The 16,526-nt window shown below is 38.1% G+C and carries 12 protein-coding genes; 3 read left to right on the top strand and 9 right to left on the bottom strand.

The window, feature by feature from the left end; all coding sequences use genetic code 11:
• Positions 1–15 precede the first annotated feature (15 nt).
• The 3 genes from meaB (at position 16) to ACYQ0O_RS05355 (ending at position 4,242) form a co-directional block, all read left to right on the top strand.
• Positions 16–993 (top strand): methylmalonyl Co-A mutase-associated GTPase MeaB, encoded by a 978-nt coding sequence (gene meaB / locus ACYQ0O_RS05345; RefSeq protein ID WP_459891336.1) that lies wholly within the window; start codon positions 16–18, stop codon positions 991–993.
• Between the two features lie 126 nt (positions 994–1,119).
• Positions 1,120–2,889 carry an AMP-binding protein gene (locus tag ACYQ0O_RS05350; RefSeq protein ID WP_459891338.1) on the top strand — a complete coding sequence of 590 codons (1,770 nt, stop codon included), beginning with the start codon at positions 1,120–1,122 and terminating at the stop codon, positions 2,887–2,889.
• A 141-nt stretch (positions 2,890–3,030) separates the two neighbouring features.
• Positions 3,031–4,242 carry a hypothetical protein gene (locus ACYQ0O_RS05355; RefSeq protein ID WP_459891340.1) on the top strand — a complete coding sequence of 404 codons (1,212 nt, stop codon included), beginning with the start codon at positions 3,031–3,033 and terminating at the stop codon, positions 4,240–4,242.
• A 101-nt stretch (positions 4,243–4,343) separates the two neighbouring features.
• Here ACYQ0O_RS05355 and glyS read toward each other — a convergent pair whose 3' ends face one another.
• Genes glyS through mfd form a run of 9 tightly spaced genes read right to left on the bottom strand, consistent with a single transcriptional unit; the run spans position 4,344 to position 16,316 of the window.
• The gene (gene glyS, locus ACYQ0O_RS05360) at positions 4,344–6,434 is read right to left on the bottom strand and encodes a glycine--tRNA ligase subunit beta (RefSeq protein ID WP_459891341.1); all 2,091 of its coding nucleotides are present in this window, start codon (positions 6,432–6,434) and stop codon (positions 4,344–4,346) included.
• Positions 6,435–6,472: 38 nt separating this feature from the next.
• Positions 6,473–7,774 (bottom strand): TRAP transporter large permease, encoded by a 1,302-nt coding sequence (locus ACYQ0O_RS05365; protein ID WP_459891343.1) that lies wholly within the window; start codon positions 7,772–7,774, stop codon positions 6,473–6,475.
• On the bottom strand, positions 7,774–8,262 hold the full coding sequence (locus ACYQ0O_RS05370; protein ID WP_459891345.1) for a TRAP transporter small permease: 489 nt from the start codon (positions 8,260–8,262) through the stop codon (positions 7,774–7,776). Before ACYQ0O_RS05370 ends, ACYQ0O_RS05365 begins: the two co-directional genes overlap by 1 nt.
• Before the next feature lie 7 nt (positions 8,263–8,269).
• A complete protein-coding gene (locus tag ACYQ0O_RS05375) occupies positions 8,270–9,307 on the bottom strand; it encodes a TRAP transporter substrate-binding protein (protein WP_459891347.1) in 1,038 nt (345 codons plus the stop codon).
• 56 nt (positions 9,308–9,363) lie between these two features.
• Positions 9,364–10,236: a glycine--tRNA ligase subunit alpha gene (locus ACYQ0O_RS05380; protein WP_075068405.1), complete on the bottom strand. Its 873-nt coding sequence runs from the start codon at positions 10,234–10,236 to the stop codon at positions 9,364–9,366.
• A 21-nt stretch (positions 10,237–10,257) separates the two neighbouring features.
• Complete coding sequence (gene recO / locus ACYQ0O_RS05385) at positions 10,258–11,016, bottom strand: DNA repair protein RecO (RefSeq protein ID WP_459891349.1); 759 nt, start codon at positions 11,014–11,016, stop codon at positions 10,258–10,260.
• Entirely contained in the window at positions 11,009–11,944 is a 936-nt protein-coding gene (locus ACYQ0O_RS05390) for a helix-turn-helix domain-containing protein (RefSeq protein ID WP_459891351.1), read from the bottom strand. Before ACYQ0O_RS05390 ends, recO begins: the two co-directional genes overlap by 8 nt.
• Positions 11,945–11,968: 24 nt before the next feature.
• Complete coding sequence (locus ACYQ0O_RS05395) at positions 11,969–12,847, bottom strand: SurA N-terminal domain-containing protein (RefSeq protein WP_459891353.1); 879 nt, start codon at positions 12,845–12,847, stop codon at positions 11,969–11,971.
• Positions 12,837–16,316, bottom strand: a complete 3,480-nt coding sequence (gene mfd / locus ACYQ0O_RS05400; RefSeq protein WP_459891355.1) for a transcription-repair coupling factor — start codon at positions 16,314–16,316, stop codon at positions 12,837–12,839. Before mfd ends, ACYQ0O_RS05395 begins: the two co-directional genes overlap by 11 nt.
• Between the last annotated feature and the right edge of the window lie 210 nt (positions 16,317–16,526).

Below are 16,526 nucleotides of genomic sequence, written 5' to 3' on the forward strand. Positions count from 1 at the left end.
TTGGAAGGTAAATATATGGATCAGCAGAAGCTAGAGGAAATTTTAAATCGTATAAGAAAGGGGGATGTGAGGGTAGTCTCTCGGCTCATTAGAAATTTAGAGGATAGGATTCCAGAGGCCAAAGAGGTCATTAAATACATATATCCTTATACAGGTAAGGCGCGTGTAATTGGCATCACAGGGGCCCCGGGAGCAGGTAAGTCTACAATTACAGATTTTTTGATAAGCTCATACAGAAAACAAGAAAAAAGTGTAGGGGTTTTGGCAGTTGATCCAACTTCTCCATTTACAGGTGGAGCACTTTTAGGTGATCGGGTGAGGATGCAAAATCATGCTGGGGATAAGGGTGTATTCATCAGGAGTTTGGCTACAAGGGGAGCCTTAGGTGGTCTTTCTGCTGCAGTTGAAGATGCCATACATGTTTTAGATGTAATGGGTAAAGACATAATAATTGTTGAAACAGTGGGAACTGGTCAGTCGGAAGTGGATATTATGAATAATGCGCATACAATATTAGTTGTTCTAACTCCAGGAATGGGGGATGATGTTCAGACAATTAAAGCTGGCATTATGGAGATAGCGGATATATTTGTAATAAACAAAGGTGATCAGCCAAATGCAAGGAAACTATACATGGACCTTATGCGTGCCTTGGATATGATGCAGGAATTTCCAGGTGGATGGCGACCTCCCATTGTTAAGTTAGAGACCACTGCAGATCCAATAAAATACGCAGAACAGGTGGATGTTTTAAGGGAAAAAATAGATGAGCACTTAAAGTTTTTAGAGGACAAAGATATACTTAAGGAAAGAGAAATAAGGAAGGCCAAGGTACAGCTTTTAAATGCCCTTGAATCACAGATCCTTCTCCCAATAATAGAGACGTTGCAAAAAAATGGGAAAATGGATGATATGGTAGATAAAATAGCTAAAAAGAAGATAAGTGCATATGAATTTGCAGAAGAGATAAAAAATGTTTTCTTAAGAGAGTAAAAATTAGAAATTAGTATTGCATTTTTTGTTAAACAATGTTTATATTTAGATGACAAAGTTATAGTGTTACAGTTTGGTAAAAGTGAAATATAAAGTTTAAATTAAAAAACAAAAGGAGTGGGATGTATGGCAATGCAAGACTATTACAAGAAAGTTATGGAAATTAACCAAATGGCAGACCTTGATGCAAGGGACAAGGCAGCCAAGGCATTTTTTGATGATTTAAATAAGTCCCAGCTGCCAGAATATTTTAACTGGGCTGAAGAGATCTTTGAGGGACTGCATGTAAAAGAGAGGGGAGAACAAGACGCACTCATATGGGTAAATCTAGAGACTGGTGAAGACAAGAAATTTACTTACTTAGAACTAGCTGCAAATGGTAATAAGGTGCTAAATCTTTTAAGAAAAAACGGTGTTAATCAGGGCGACAATATGTATATGATGATCCCCATTGTCCCTGAGACCTGGTTTGCGTCCTTTGCATGTCTAAAAGGCGGACTTGTTATTGTTCCCACTGCCACTACAATGACTGCTAGGGAACTTGAATTTAGGTTTGAGACCTATCCACCGGATGTAATTGTCGCAGATGAAGCATCTGCAGCAATAATGGACGAGACATTAAAGGCAACAGGCAAGGAACCCAAAGTTAAGTTGGTAATTGGTCAAAGGGATGGATGGATCCCTTATAGTGAGGTTGAGAAGGAATCTGGTGAGGCTGAAGGCGCAAAAATAAAGAAAGATGACATCCTGTTCTGCTTCTTTACCTCAGGTACCACAGGCCTTCCAAAAAGAGTTGGACATTCAGCCACCTCATATCCTGTTGGGCATCTGTCCACCTCAGTTATGATTGGAGTTGCACCTGGTGATATCCACCACAACTTATCTGCACCTGGATGGGCAAAATGGGCATGGAGTAGCTTTTTTGCACCACTAAATGTTGGTGCAACTGCAACGGGATTTTTCTTTAAGGCACTGGATGGAAACAAGTATCTTGAGGCCATTTCAAAGTACAAGGTGAATATTTTCTGCGCTCCACCAACTGCATGGAGGATGTTTATTAATTTGGATCTAGGCAAGTTTGATTTTTCAGCGCTTAAATACTCTGTAAGTGCTGGTGAGCCTCTAAATCCTGAAGTAATAAATCAGTGGAAAAAATACACAAATACAGAAATTAGAGACTTCTACGGCCAGACAGAATCAACTGCAATGATTGGGAATGGGCCATGGATGGAAGGCAAGATGAGATTTGGTTCTTTTGGAAGGCCATCTTATATGTATGATATTGTCTTGGTTGACGATGAGGGAAATGAAGTGACAAAGCCCAATGAAACTGGCCATATTTGCGTGAGATTGAAAAATTGGCGGGCAATTGGTTTGTTCACAGAATATATTGGCAACCCAGAGAAGATGAGGGAGGTATTTGTTGGGGATTACTACTATACTGGTGATAGGGCATACTTTGACGAGGATAATTACTGGTGGTTTGTGGGAAGGGCTGATGATGTAATTAAGTCCTCTGACTACCGTGTTGGCCCATTTGAAGTTGAAAGTGCCCTTGTTGAACATGCAGCAGTTGCCGAGGCCGCAGTGGTCGGTTCCCCAGATCCACATAGATATCAGTTGGTAAAGGCCTTTGTAATCTTAAATGAGGGTTACACTCCTTCCAAAGAACTTGCCCTTGAGCTCTTTAAACATACTATTGATGTTCTGGCCAAATTTAAGATTCCAAGAATTATACAATTTGTAAATGAGTTGCCAAAGACCATTAGTGGTAAGATCAGAAGGATCGAACTCAGGGAACAGGAAATAAAGAAAAAGGAACAGGGGATTGAAAGGGGCGAAAACGAGTATTTCTACTGGGACTTTCCAGAGCTTAGCTCAAGAGGTAAAAAATAAATTCATGGGGGCATAAATTTGCCCCCTTTTTTGTATTGTTAATTTTTTAAAGGCATTTTGCCTTTAAAGGGGTGTATTATACACCAATTTAAGGTAGGGGGAGATGAAAATTTTAACGATCAAAATCAAAAGGAGAGGTGTATGGCTCATGGAACTCTTAAGCCCAGGTGGGGGCAGCCCTTAACGGGTATTATTGCTTTTATTTGTTTCTTTTTAATTGCGTGGCTTACGTGGTTTATTTTCAGTGATCCAAGGGGAATTTTTAAATGGTTTCCCTATCCATTTGTAATGTATCTTGCCATGATGATTTTGGTGGGTCTATGGCAACACATGTTTTTAGGGGACTGGCCCTTTCAAAATTTGAAACAGCCAGTAAAAGGTATTGTAATGACCATTGCCAACATTGTGTTGGTGTGGTTTGTTATAGACATTATTTTTTACCGGGTGCTGGGAATTGGATTTAATTTCCTGAGTTATTATAAATTAGCAGCACTGGGAAAACCTGGAAAATTGGCACAAGTGGCAGTTGTGTGTTTTGTTTTAATAGGGTTTTACACATATCCAGTTGTCACCATATTTTTTGGAAAGTGGCCAATCCAGCCAAGTAATCTAAAACAACCAGAGGCTGGTCTTGCAGAGATTGGGTGGGCCTCACTTATTACTTTGTTCTTTTATACAATATTGATAGTGCCATTTTTTGGGCTCATCTTTAAAACTCCTGCCCTTGCCACTCCCTGGTGGACAAAAATAGCAGGGACTCCCCATGTCCACTGGGTGTTTGGATGGTGGGAATGGGCGATTATTATTTTGTTTTTGACACCTAATGTATGGCGGATGAAGCCCTGGAGTGCTATGGAAGTACCTCAGCCGTGGAAGGGATTAATATCTATGGCCCTGTCCTTTATAGGGGCTTATATTCTTGCAATCATTTGCACCAAGATTGCTTACTTATGGGTCCCTGAAGAGACATTTCACCACCTTAAAGAGGCAAAAGGGGCAGCAGAAGTAACCAGGTTCTTATGGTTGCATTCTGCAGAAATTGCAGGCTTTACCCTTATTCCATTTTTGATATGGCACCACTATTTTGATGATATGTGCCCAATGAGGGATGTGGATAGCTGGGGTGCCTTTTTCTTTAGAACCATTGGAGTTTTTGTTCTTTGCGCCATTAATTACTGGTTCTTCTATTATGCGAATTTTGGACACTGGGGCCTTGGAAATCATCATATGAGCGAGCTCTCCCACAGGTTTCCACATGGTGAATCTTTACTATGGAACTTCTGGTGGATTATTCCACTCCTCTGGAATGAGTGGTTCTTTCATAAATGGCCCTTTTATGTGGCTGAAGAATAGAAAAAAAGGGGCCAAAAGGCCCCTTTTTTGTTTGCAAGAAATAAAACACATTGTTTCAAAATGATAGACTCGGGTTAAAAAGGCCCCATGGGGGCCTTTTTTTATATCTGAAGTGCACTAAAGTCTGCAAGGGTGGAGAGTTTTTTAGTAAGGGCGTAGAGTAGGTTTAACCTATTTTTTCTAAGCTCCTTATCTTCGCACATAACCATTACACCATCAAAGAACTCATCAACCACAGGCCTAAGATCATATAACAGCATGAAAAGTCCCGTGAAATCTTCTTTTTTATACAACTCTTCCCATTTTTTATCTAGATCCATTATTGCTTTTGCAAGCTTCTTTTCTTCTTCCTCAACCATCTTTTCCACATCAAATCTATCACTTAATTTACCCTCTGAAGACAAGCCCTGTTTTCTTATTATGTTGTCGGCCCTCTTAAATGTGAGTACAGCGCTTTCAAAGCCATCTTGCTCACTAAACTCTTTTAGACCTTCCACTCTCTTTAACACAAGGTATATATTGTCTATATCAGCTCCCAATGCAGCATCTACTATTTTTGTTTCAAAACCAAGGGAAGTCAAATAACCTTTTAGTCTTGCAGCCACAAATTCTTTTAGCTTTGCTAAGGTTGTTTCCTTTGGATTCTTCCACTCAATATTCCCATATGTGTCAAAAACATAAGAAAAGGTATCAAAGAGGGAGAAATCAAACCCTTTGTCCAGAATTATTCTAATTATAGCAAGTACTTGTCTCCTCATGCCATGTGGATCCTGGGCACCTGTGGGGATCATATCCAGTCCAAAGCAACCAATTATATTATCCATTTTATCAGCAAGGGAGAGTATTGCCCCTCCTGTAGTCTTTGGCAGAGGACTGTCAACACCAGTTGGCAGGTAGTGTTCGTATATGGCATCACTCACAATCTGGTCTTCACCTTTTCTTTTTGCATAAATTCCTCCCATTATCCCCTGGAGGTCATCAAATTCTCCCACCATCTCAGAAACCAGATCCACTTTGGAAAGCTGTGCTGCCCTTTTTAAGGATTTTTTGATTGTTGGGGCAAGTCTTTCTGCTAGATATTCACAGATTTTGTCAAGTCTATTTGCCTTGTCACCCATGGAACCAAGTGGGCCTAGAAACACCACCCGGTTTAATTCCTCTCTCCAATCATGCAAGGATGCCTTATTGTCCACATTCCAGAAAAACATGGCATCTTCTAACCTTGCACGAAGGACCCTTTCCCATCCCTTTTTAACCAGTGACATATCACTGGGCTTTATATTTAAGGTACACAAAAAATATGGTAGGAGGTTGCCATTTTCATCTTCAATCCCAAAGGATTTTTGGTGTGTCTTTATACTGGTTAAAAGCACCTCTTTGGGCAGTTCAAGAAATTTAGAGTTAAATTCTCCAATGAGCGGTAAGGGATATTCAACAAGACCTATGACTTCTTCTAAGAGTTCTTCATCCCATATAACTTTTCCCCCACGCCTTTTTGCCTCTTCTTCTCCCACTTCCCTTACAATAGATAGCCTTTTTTGGGGATCTAAAATAACCTTTCCCCTGTGTTCTAATATGTTAAAATACTCATCACAAGATCCTATCTCAAAGGGACCCTTTCCCATGACCCTGTGTCCATAGGTCTTATTAGATGCAGAAATTGATGCGATTTCAAAATCAATAACCTCTGTATCAAAAAGGGCAAGTATCCATCTAATTGGCCTTCCAAACAAAAATCCAGAATCTTCCCACTTCATCCTCTTTGGGAAGTGGAGCTTTGTGATGATATCTTTTAAGATTTCAGGGAGAATGTCTTTTGTATAGGCTCCTCCTATTTCTTTTTTTGTGGCAATATACACTCCTTTTGGCGTCTCTTCTTCAAAGAGGTCTTCTATTGAAACACCTTGTGATTTGGCAAAGCCAATTCCTGCCTTTGTGTAGTTTCCATCTTTGTCCTTTGCAATATTTACTGGTGGTCCAACTATTTTTTTTGTCTCTTTTTTTTGTACCTCACTTATTTCTTCCACATATGCAACTATCCTTCTTGGAGTAGCGTAGGTGTTTACCTTTTTAAAGTTAACCTGTGCATTTATTAGCTCATTTTCAAAAATCTCTTTTAGTTGAGTGATGATGCCAGGCAAAAATCTGGATGGCATCTCCTCTGTTCCTATTTCCAATAAAAATTTTCCCATTTTTTCCCTCTCTTTATTTTATCTCAAAAGGTTATATTTTATTTTACCATATCAGGCAAAAATAGACTTATTTTTGGAAATGCTATTATTATCCCTGTGCCTACAATTAAAGCCAACAAAAAGGGTATAATTCCAGCAAATACTTCTTCTAATTTAATGTGAGGAGATAGACCTTTTACAATATAGGCGTTTACCCCAACTGGTGGAGTTATTATACCCATTTGGGTGATGAGTACAATAATTACTCCAAACCATATGGGATCATATCCCAGGTTTATAATTATTGGAAAAAATATTGGAATAGTAAGGGTAACCAGGGCAAGTGCATCGATAAAACACCCTGCAACAAGGTATATCAAGCATATCATACTCACAATTCCCCATGCAGGTAGATTAAGGGAATTTACAAAATTCGCCATTTCCATTGATATTCTGGATAAAGCGAGAAAGTGGCCAAATATTGTTGCACCAGCAACTAGCATGATCACCATACAGGAGACATTTAGGGTATCATTTACGGCCTTTACAAAGTTTTTCCATGAGAGTTTTTTCTGTATAACCACGATAACTAAAAGTAAAAATGATCCCACAGCCCCAGCCCTGGTTGGTGTGAAGAGTCCAAAAAACATCCCTCCCATAACTAGGGAAAATATAAGCATGGTTTCCCAAACATCTTTTATTGATTTTATTTTTTCTTTTATGGGAAATTTTTCTCCCCTGGGGGATTGGGAAGGGGATAGGATGGAGTAAAAGTAGATGGCAATGCAAAATAGAATAGTTATCAAAATTGCTGGAATAATGCCTGCCAGAAATAATTTTCCTATGGATACCTGGGTGAGAATGCCATATATAATAAACACCACACTTGGCGGCATCAAGATCCCAAGCCCTGAGCCAGCGGCAACTGAACCTGCAGAGATTTTGTTTCCATATCCGTAACGCTTCATCTCTGGGATTGCAATGGACCCAATGGTTGCAGCAGTAGCAGTGGTAGATCCACAAACCGCCCCAAATGCAGTGCATGCAACAATAGTGCCCATGGCAAGTCCACCCCTTACACCGCTTGTTAGTTTATATGCCATGTCATATAATCTCTGACTAACACCAGCATAAAAGGCAATAAATCCCATAAAGATGAAAAGTGGAACAAGGGCAAGTCCATATGAAGAGAATACCCCGTAAAGGTCCCGTGATAAGAGGTTTAATGCTGCTGCAGGTGAAGTTAATATACCGTAACCTACAACCCCTACTAAGGCAAGGGCATATGCAACTGGGATCTGAAGAAAAAAAAGTATGAGAAGGATGATGATTCCTAAAATGCCACATGTCACAAAGTCCATTATTTTTTCCTCAAACTGGTGTGGATTTCAACTCCGATTTCACTTAATATTACCAAAAATAATACTCCGCACCCAAGGGATACCCCATACAACAACAGGTACTTTGGAATCTGGAGGGTGGAAGTGACTTCTCCTGCTACCTTTAAGTCCTTTGCATAGTTAAAGCACTCTATTGTAGCGGACAAAAATAAGATTCCACTGAGTATAGATACAAATATGTCATCAAATTTTTTAAAACCAGGTCCCATTCGTCTATACAGGATATCAATCCCAATGTGTGCCTTGTTTTTGTGGGCAATTGGGAGTACAAAGGCAATAGTAATAGATGCAAGCACACTCACCAGCTCTTCTACTCCCAATATTGGATGCCCAAAAAAATTTCCAATAACATCTGCGCAGGTTATAGACATAATAAATACCAGTAAGACTCCTGCAACTATTCTGAGAAAAGAAGATATTTTGTCCACAAAAGTTATAAACTTGTTCATCCTCTGATTAATCCATATACTTAGACTTAAATTGTCCCTTTTTGTATTGTTTTAATGCCTTTTTTAAATATTCAATTACCTTGTCTCCAGGTAACCCTTTTTTCTTGGTCATATTAATATATGTATCAAATACCCCTTTGACCCTTCTAGCCCATCTGTCTGCTTCTTGTTCTCCTATTCCAATAATCGTATTTCCATGGGCAAGGGTATATCTTATTCCCTCAAAGTCACTATTATCCCATGCCTTTCCATGTTTTTTCGCCCACTTAATGTCTATTTGGTCAATTATCTTTTTGTATTTATCAGGGAGTGAGTTCCATTTTTTCTTGTTCATAACAACGAAAAATCCAACAGAATATGCAATCTTATAATTGGCTATAGTATATTTTGTAACCTCTGCCATTTTCCAGCCTTTGTTAGTCTCTATGGGATATGTTGCTCCTTCAACTACCCCTTTTTGGAGTGCCTGATACACCTCAGGCATTGGCATGGCAACTGGAATTGCCCCAAGTGCCTTTAAAGTGTCTGCAACTGAACCTGGACACCTGATCTTTAGGCCTTTTAGGTCCTTTAATTTGTATACTGGCTTTTTTTTGAGGTGGATAAAACCAGGGCCATGTGCATGGAGGTATAAGACCTTTACCTGGGACAGTTCCTTTGGTTTAAATTTTGTGTAGACTTCATTGATTATGGCAGTTGCAAATTCTCCGCTGGGGTTTCCAAATGGTAGATTTATAAAATCCATCAGAGGAAACCTGCCTCTGGTATATAAAAGACAGGACATACCTATGTCAGACATTCCAGATATGACCCCATCATAACATTGGGCTGCCTTGGTTAGAGTCTGGCCTGGATAAAAATATATTTTAACATTACCATGGGTCCTTTTTTCCACCTCCTTGCACCACGCCTCGGCCAATTTGCTTTGGATGTGAGTTGGAGGGAAAAAGCTGCTATAGGTAAATTGAAATTTTTTGGCAAAAACATGTGCAGAAAAAAAACAAAAAATAATACTTAATGAAATTATAGACACTTTTTTAACCATTTATAAATTCCCCCTTATTTAAGGTTTAACCAATTTTTATTTCTTTGAATTTTGAGCTAGTTATCTAACAATGGATAGCCCATCTCTTCCCTTTGTTTTGCATAGAGCCTGGCTACGCTAGATGCAAGGTGTCTTACCCTGGCAATGTAGGCAGTCCTCTCAGTAATTGATATGGCTCCCCTTGCATCTAAGAGGTTAAACACATGGGAACACTTGAGACAAAAGTCATAGGCAGGCCATGGGAGATTTTCTCCACAAAGCCTTTTGCACTCTGCTTCAAATAGGTCAAAACATGTGAACAACATTTCAGTAGATGAGTGTTCAAAATTGTATTTAGAGTGTTCATATTCTCCCTGGTGGTGGACATGTCCATAGGTCACATTTTCATTCCATTCTAAATCATACACAGATTCCTTTTCCTGTAGATACATTGAGATGCGCTCAAGTCCATATGTGATTTCAAGACTTACAGGAGTCAGGTCAATTCCACCTATTTGTTGGAAATAGGTAAATTGTGTTATCTCCATGCCATCTAACCAAACTTCCCATCCAAGTCCCCATGCACCAAGTGTAGGAGATTCCCAGTCGTCCTCTACAAAACGAATGTCATGTTCCTTTGGGTCAATTCCCAGGGCATAAAGACTTTCAAGGTAGATATCCTGGGAATTTTCAGGAGCTGGTTTTAAGATTACCTGGTATTGGTAATAGTGTTGGAGTCTATTTGGGTTTTCCCCATATCTCCCGTCTGTGGGTCTTCTTGATGGTTGAACATATGCGGTGTTCCATGGTTCAGGCCCAATGACCCTGAGTGCTGTAGCTGGATGAAATGTCCCTGCTCCAACTTCCACGTCATATGGCTGATGGATTACACAACCATAGTCAGACCAAAATTTGTGTAGTCTCATAATTACTTCTTGGAAACGAAGCATAATAAACTCCCTTTATTAAATTTATGTGTGGATAAATTTTCCCCTTTGCCAGGTTATGTTCAAGTGTGTTTTTATAAAATTCCAAACCCCTTGGGCTACGATGTTCTCATCTTTTTTAGAGATTTTCCTATCCATTAAGTCTTTTAGTCTAGAATTAAATACTCCGTATAAAAGTTTATAACCCTCTTTGTTTAAAGGCAAATAACCATTTTTATTGGTTGTACATTTTGTACAAAAACAGTGTCCCTTTTTTGGAGAGAAAAAAATTTCTGGCTCATCTCTTAACAGCCTTCCACATCTATTGCAACTCACAAGTTGGGGACTATATCCCAACACAGAGGCAATTTGTGCCCTGAAAAAGATAGGGATATTTGTAGATGAAAAAAAATCACGGCTGTTTAATTCATTAAGTAGCTCCAAAAAAGTTTCATACACCATTTTTGAGAAGGAATTTCCCAAAATCACAGCCTCTAAAAATTTTTGACAATTAACAGCAATTCCATAGCGTATTTTATCCCTATGGATCCTGGGAAATCTGTCTATCAATATTCCCTCTTCAAGGTAAAAATAATTCCCATGTCTGGGGGATTTCCACTTAAATACCACGTGTGACAACTCTTCAAAACAACCTGAAAATCGTCTCCTGCTCTTAAGCCCTCCAAAGGCAAAAGATGATACTACACCATAAGATGGAGTGAGAAATTTTACAATGAGATCATTATCTCTATAAGGCCTAACCCTTAGGACTATAACGTGCTCAAAAAATTCCCTATTAGTCATGGATGGGAAAATTCAAGGTCTTAACCTGTCCAGACTTGCCATTTGTATCCACCTTTTTCCCATCATAGAATATGTCTATGCCACCTAGGTTTCCAACCTTTAACTTAAGATTTTGCTTGAACTTAAACTCAATTTCATCTCCCTTGGAGAGCAGTTTCTGTTTAGTGGAATTACCATCTATCCAACCCATAACCCAGCAATTATCCTTTGCGGAAATCTCTACAATGTGAAAATCATTTTGAGCAGGTTTCTCTTTAATATTATTTTCCAATACCTTTGTTTCTGGAGAGTTATTCTGGTCTATTTTAGTAGATATTGTCTTGTTTGTAAAAGCTAGATTCGGACCTGTATTAGACCTTGTATCATTAATGGAGTCCATATTGATGTTAGTTTGATTTGTACTGTTTAACTCATTCTCTAGCCCGTTAGTATTGTTTTGTAATGCGTTTATTTTTTTTGTTTCTGTTTCATTATTAACTGAGACTTCATTTTTTGTTTTCATGGTGGTATGTTTAACTGTGTTTTTATTTGAAATTTGACTTCTGGAATTTGAACTTTCAATCTTAAAATATATAATACAAATAATAATAAATAAACTAAAACAAATTACCAGTATCCATATCCATTTTTTATATTTTATTCCATTAAATTCTTCCAGGGAATCTATTTTTTTATGTTTTGATTGCTGTGATACATGATGTGACTCATATATCTCAAGAAATTCTTTAGGGTCTATACCCAGGAATTCAGCATAGTTTTTTATAAAAGCCCTGGTATAAACAGGGTGAGGCAAGGTTTCAAAATCTCCCCTTTCCAGTGCATCGATGTTCATGATGCTTATTTTAGTAGCCCTATACACATCTTCCTGAGAATAACCCCTTTTTTCTCTTTCTGCCTTTAAAATAAGACCTATATCTTTGAGGTCCATTCTTTACTCCTGTATTATATAAAATTACATCCTTATCTCTATTACGGCCTTTGATCTTAGCTTTGAAATATACTCTATGTATCTTTTTTTTAACTTCTCTGAGTATATCTTATTCTTTATCTTTTGTGCGATTTTAGTATCCGTCAAAGGATTTACTATTTTTTTGTCTTTTACATAAATCCTGAAATATTTTGAATTTACCGAAAAAATAGGGCTAAGTTGTCCCTTTTTTACACCTTGTATGGCTTGTTTCCAATTTTCTTGTAGCCCATTTACATCCACTTCTCCAAGATCAATGGTTTTCACCCCAGGTGGAGTATTAAATTTACCTTTACCTTGTAATGTGATATCTTTAAGCAAGTCTTTGTCTTCACTTTGAAAAAGTATTAAATTTGCAGTCTCTCTTTGTTTCAATTTCATATTGTGTTCTTCAAGGTATTTTTTTATATCTTCTTCAGTGACAACTACTTTACTCCTTACCATATATGAAATTAACTTGTTTATCTTTATATTGTCTTCAATGCTCTTTTTTACTTCTTCTAGTTTTAATCCCTGCTTTTTTAATTCCTCTTTAAATTCTTGCTCTGTGAGCTCGCTGGATTTTATCATTTGTTCTAGCTGATTCTCAACTTCATATTTTGATACCTTTATACCAAGCCTATCTGCTTCTTCTTTAAAGAGTATTTTATTTACCATCTCAGACAAAAATTGTTTTACCAACTCCTTGTTGTTTAAGCTTATATTCATTCCCTGGGATAGGCTTGCCTTTTTTATTTCTTTTTTTAAGTCATATAGGGTTATTACTTCTCCATTAACAATGGCCACTATCTTGTCTAAAATTTTTGCCTGTGCACAGGTTAAAAATGAGAAAAAAATAAAAAATAATAAAATATTACGCAGCATATTCCATCTCCTTGGTAAAAAGTGTACATATTTCATCGTACCAGTATTGGACTCCTTTTGCAAAATCTTCCCCTGGTAAGTTTAGTTCCAGCTTTTTAGGGTTTATCAGTCGAAGATTTTTTTTATGTCTTTCTATCCACATGAGCATTTTTTCTGGCTCAATTCCAATTGAACTATTTTCCCATGAAATTATTATCTTATTTTTGTAAAAATCTGCGCGATCAGCCATGAGTTTAGCCAGTATTGATTTGAGTTCAAGTATTGATATTAGGTTTTCCACCTCCAGTGGGACCATGCCAAATCTGTCCCTTAATTCTTCTTTTATAAATTCAAAATCTTCTCTTTGTTTACATGATGAGAGGACCTTGTAGAATTGGAGCCTTTCATCGCTGTCCTGGATGTAGTTTGATGGTATATTTGCCTCAACAAAGATATTTAGTTGTGGATCAATTTCCTCTTCCTGGATTTCTTCGCCCTTTAGCCTCTTTATCTCCTTTTCCAACATCTCAAGATACAGGTCAAGTCCTACCTTTGCTATGTTTCCAGTTTGTGCTTCACCAAGAAGATTGCCTGCACCCCTTAATTTCAAATCCGCCATTGCGACCTTAAACCCTGCACCTAGGTAATCCAGCTCTAAGATGGTCCTAAGGCGTTTTATAACGGGTTTTGATAGGTGTTTTATAGAATCCACCACGAAATATGCATATGCCTGGACAGATGATCTACCAACCCTTCCTCTTAGCTGATAGAGTTGACCAAGACCGAATAGTTGCGGCGTGTCCACAATCAAGGTGTTTGCCCGTGGAAAATCAAGCCCTGCTTCTATTATGGCGGTGCATATTAAAATTTGTATGTCACCCAGGAGAAAATTATGTAAGGTCTCTTCTAGTCTTCTCTCAGACATCTGTCCATGGGCAATTTCAACATTTGCATGGGGAACAAGAGACTTAACATATTCCTTTATCCTGGCCAGTCCCTTTACCCTGTTATATACCCAGAATATTTGTCCACCTCTATCCAGCTCCCTGTTTAGAATTTCCTTTAGCTTTGATTTCTCCCTTTCTATTATAGAAGTTTTTACTGGCTTTCTATCTACTGGTGGTGTTTCTATAACACTGAGGTCCCTGATTCCAGTTAAGGAGAGTTGTAATGTCCTTGGGATGGGGGTTGCGGTCATGGTTAGAACATCTATGCTTTTTCTAATCTGTTTTAGCTTTTCTTTTTGCCTGACTCCAAATCTCTGTTCTTCGTCTAAAATCAGCAGTCCAAGTCTTGGAATTTCAATATCATTTGAAAGCAGCCTGTGGGTTCCTATTATAATATCAACTTCACCTTTTTTTAGGGAATCAACTATGAGCTTTTGTTTATTTTTAGGTACAAACCTGCTCAGCATGGCCACATTTACCCCAAAATCTTCCATCCTTGTCTTGAAATTTCTATAGTGCTGCTCCGCAAGTACAGTGGTGGGGCAGAGTAAGGCTACCTGTCTTCCTGCACAAACTGCCCTATAGGCAGCCCTCATGGCAATTTCTGTTTTACCAAATCCCACATCCCCACATATTAACCTGTCCATTGGCTCATCTTTTTCCATGTCTTTTAATACATCTAAGATGGCCTTTTCTTGGTCTGGGGTTTCCTCAAAGGGGAAAGTGGCTTCAAATTCCCTGAAATCTTCATCCAGGGATGGATATTTAAATCCTTTTACCACCTTCCTGTATGCATACATCTTTACAATATCTTGTGCGATTTCTTCAATTGCCTTTTTTACCCTTGCCCTGGTCTTTGCCCAGGTGGTAGATCCAAGCCTATCCAGGGTGGGGACTATTCCGTCTGGTCCTTTATACTTCTGGATCAGGTTAAGTTTATCTACAGGGACATAGAGTTTGTTGTTATCTGCATATAATATCTCTAGATAATCGTTTCCAATGTCATTTATCTGAAGTCTGGTAAGACCCAAAAATTGACCTATACCATAATCCCTGTGGACCAGAAAATCTCCTGGCTTGATCTCATCTACATCTGATATACCCTTAAATTTTTTTTGTATCCTGGAAAGCGAAGTCCTTGGTTTGGCAGGAAGAAAAATAGATTCAGATAAAAACATAAGGTGGTTCCATTCAAGGGACACACCGATGTTAAGGGGAGATATTGTTAAGAAAATACCCTTTTTGTCTGAATCAAATCCGTCATTGACCTCTAGGTTAATTCCATGAGCAACTGTCCTTTCTTTTAAGATGGTAAAAAATTTATTTTTTGATTTATTGTTTCTAAAGGTAAGCACCACCTGGTTTTTTGTCTTTGACCACTCCTGCAAGGTTGATATAAGTGTTGAAATAGGACGCTTTTTTTCTTCTGGACGCCAGAATAGGTCTGAAAATGAAAAGTATTTTTGTTCAGGGAGTTGTACAGTAGAATATTCTTTGCCACTTAGGGAATCAAATATTATCTTTTGTTTGTTTACCCACAGACCCTTGGCCTGGGATGCGGTGTTAAATACTTTGTCATAAGGAATTTTAATCCCTTTATTTTCTCTTTGTTTATCTAAAAAGTTCTTCCATGAAAGTTCACAATCATCTAATGTCCTCCTGAGCATTTCAGGCTCCACTAGAAAATATATGGTGTTTTCTATTAGATACTCGTTAATAGAAGTGGATCCTTTGTAAAATATTCCTGGGAGTATTGAGTTTTCTTCAAGATAAGTTGGATCCTCAAATAGGGAAATAGCTTGTTTATTGAGGAGACCAGTTTTCCAAAAGTAATGCCACAACTCTTTGGCATCTTTGACTAATGTATCTTTGAAAATAGCTGGGGTTACAGGCAAGATTACCACATGGTCCAATGTGTCTTTTGATCGTTGTGACATGGGATCAAAGGTGCGGATACCTTCGATTAGGTCCCCAAAGAGATCAATCCGAATAGGGGAATGGTATCCAGGGGGAAAGACATCTACAACATCTCCCCTTACAGAAAACTCTCCAATATTTGTGGTGAGTTTAGTCCTGTTATATCCAAACTGGACAAATACTTCTATAATTTCATCATAAGGTATCTGGTCTCCCACAGATACAAAATAGTAATTGTCTTGTAATGTCTCTGGAGGAGGCCAAAATGGCAGGAGGTTGTCCACTGTACAGGCAATAACCTTAGGTGATGGAGTCTCCATTATTTTAAAGAGAGATGCCCACCTCTTGGCCCAATTTTTTTTATCTTGAGTAGCTGGCTCAAAGGTGTTTAGTTCTATATAGTTTTCTTCCCAAAAATTTTTTTTCGTATTTTTTATGAAGATTTTAAAAATACTTGAAAAGGTCTTTAAAAGGGATTCATCAGGAAAAATGACAACAACGTCCTTTCCCTGCTTATTAAAAAAGTTTGCCAAATAGCACTGAGTGCCTGGACCAGACTTAGAGATAGTAAGTTCTTTGTCTAAATTTTGCAGGATGGTCTTTTTTATATCCAGTGGAAAAAACAAGGTACCTGTCCTTATGTAAGGATAAATTTAAAAAAGAAATATTAATCTTTTCCCTGTATAATATCAATAGCTAAAAATTTCCCTTTGTCCACGGGGTAGAGGAATATAGTTGGAAAAGGGATGGATTTTTCAGGGAAATAGCCACCTTCAAAATAAGCTGCTTGATATTTGAGGATATGTAAATTACTCTTTTAAAAAAATTAAGAGGGA

The sequence above is a fragment of the Desulfothermus okinawensis JCM 13304 genome (genome assembly GCF_054654515.1).

Bases quoted from the DNA above. Each gene is read 5' to 3' on its own strand.
- ACYQ0O_RS05350 (WP_459891338.1), top strand. From the start codon at position 1,120: ATGGCAATGCAAGACTATTACAAGAAAGTTATGGAAATTAACCAAATG.
- ACYQ0O_RS05375 (WP_459891347.1), bottom strand. From the start codon at position 9,307: ATGGTTAAAAAAGTGTCTATAATTTCATTAAGTATTATTTTTTGTTTT.
- meaB (WP_459891336.1), top strand. From the start codon at position 16: ATGGATCAGCAGAAGCTAGAGGAAATTTTAAATCGTATAAGAAAGGGG.
- ACYQ0O_RS05355 (WP_459891340.1), top strand. From the start codon at position 3,031: ATGGCTCATGGAACTCTTAAGCCCAGGTGGGGGCAGCCCTTAACGGGT.
- ACYQ0O_RS05365 (WP_459891343.1), bottom strand. From the start codon at position 7,774: ATGGACTTTGTGACATGTGGCATTTTAGGAATCATCATCCTTCTCATA.
- ACYQ0O_RS05370 (WP_459891345.1), bottom strand. From the start codon at position 8,262: ATGAACAAGTTTATAACTTTTGTGGACAAAATATCTTCTTTTCTCAGA.
- glyS (WP_459891341.1), bottom strand. From the start codon at position 6,434: ATGGGAAAATTTTTATTGGAAATAGGAACAGAGGAGATGCCATCCAGA.
- recO (WP_459891349.1), bottom strand. From the start codon at position 11,016: ATGACTAATAGGGAATTTTTTGAGCACGTTATAGTCCTAAGGGTTAGG.
- ACYQ0O_RS05395 (WP_459891353.1), bottom strand. From the start codon at position 12,847: ATGCTGCGTAATATTTTATTATTTTTTATTTTTTTCTCATTTTTAACC.
- ACYQ0O_RS05390 (WP_459891351.1), bottom strand. From the start codon at position 11,944: ATGGACCTCAAAGATATAGGTCTTATTTTAAAGGCAGAAAGAGAAAAA.
- ACYQ0O_RS05380 (WP_075068405.1), bottom strand. From the start codon at position 10,236: ATGCTTCGTTTCCAAGAAGTAATTATGAGACTACACAAATTTTGGTCT.